The sequence below is a fragment of the Arachnia propionica genome, from assembly GCF_003932785.1.
GTDB lineage: Bacteria > Actinomycetota > Actinomycetes > Propionibacteriales > Propionibacteriaceae > Arachnia > Arachnia propionica_B.
The window spans coordinates 1-1,292 of the sequence record NZ_RQYT01000106.1 but is presented as its reverse complement, the minus strand read 5'-3'; the positions used below and the strand labels follow the sequence as shown (position 1 = coordinate 1,292).

1 protein-coding gene is annotated in these 1,292 nt (G+C 61.1%); it reads right to left on the bottom strand.

What is annotated here, in order from left to right; genetic code table 11:
* Positions 1 to 141 precede the first annotated feature (141 nt).
* Complete coding sequence (locus EII35_RS15435) at positions 142 to 1,089, bottom strand: Abi family protein (protein WP_125229337.1); 948 nt, start codon at positions 1,087 to 1,089, stop codon at positions 142 to 144.
* Between the last annotated feature and the right edge of the window lie 203 nt (positions 1,090 to 1,292).

The window sequence follows — 1,292 nt, the reverse complement described above, 5'->3', positions numbered from 1 at the left end:
GAGCTGAGCGCGCAACGCGCCCGATGGTCGAGACCTGGTGAAGATCCCCTTTCTCCGTTGGTCGAGCCGGGACCCGGAACGTAGTGGAGGGGCCCGTGTCGAGACCTGGTGAGGGTGTGCAGGGACTGTTGCGGAGGTCTCTCAGCCGGCAGCTCGCAGGATGCCCTGACGGTGGAGTGGATTGCGCTCAAGCAGGGCGTCAACGCGATCAGCAAAGGGAAGGCGTTGTGGCTGGGGGAGGAACGAAGCCAGGTTCATGATCGCCCAGTACATCGACTTGTGGGTAGAGCCCCGCAACCGTTTCTCAAACAGGAGGGGTTTCTTGGGGCTGTCAGCGGTGGGGCGCATCCACAGCCGTGCATGGTGGGCGATGCAGTTCCGAAGGTAGGTGAGGGACTTGAGCTGGGTCTCGAAGATCCGAGCTTGAATCTCAAGCTGACTTGCTACGGCTTTCCACACCGGCTGCGTCGTGTCGGTGTCGCACGCCATCACGAACCTGCCCAGGAGGCCAAGGCTGAAGCTGTCCACCACAGCCCACAAGGGCAGGGAGCCCGCCACGGCAACACAGACCCCATGATTCGTCGGGTCGTATTCCTTGAGTTCCTTGCAGCAGCGTACGTCCCGCTTCTCTGCCGAGCGTTTCAGTTCCTGCACGACGTAGGGCTCGTCGTGGCGGAAGATGCTTGTGAGGATGCCTCTGACGAGGTGCTCAGCACTTCCCTCGGAGGTTGTGAGGTACTGCGAGGGAGTCAAGAAGGAGCCTGCGGGAGAGAACTTCGAGCAGTAGTGTTTGACCACTGCAGCTCGGAGACGGCACTCAGCGATGCGGACCCCTTCATGCAGCAGGGCGGAGAGCTGGGCGTCTCCGTCGAGCACACCGAGCACGTCGCTCAGCGACCTGGAAGCGACTTCGACCTGTCCGCGGCCGGGGAGTGCTCGGTAGTTGCGGGCATAACCCAGAAGATGATGGAAGTTCAGCTCTGCCAGACGGTTCTTATCGGCCTCGGTGATGGAACCGCGTTCGACATAATTCTTGTCGTAGAGGTACTCGACCTGCTGGTCTGCGGTGAGGAATGGTGGAACCGTCATGGTTGAGCCCTCAACAGAGAAGGACCCCCGCAGTGTGCATCACCATGGAAGGAGAGGCCGCGGGGGGGCTATTGGCCCCCACTCTACGGTTTCCATTGGAATCTGTCAAACACGCGACGTGCCTCAGCTAGTTTGAGCGCGTGGGTGGGGTCGGTGCCTCAGCTAGTTTGAGCGCGAAGCTTGCCCGTGTGGAAGGCAAGATC

Bases quoted from the DNA above. Each gene is read 5' to 3' on its own strand.
- EII35_RS15435 (WP_125229337.1), bottom strand. From the start codon at position 1,089: ATGACGGTTCCACCATTCCTCACCGCAGACCAGCAGGTCGAGTACCTC.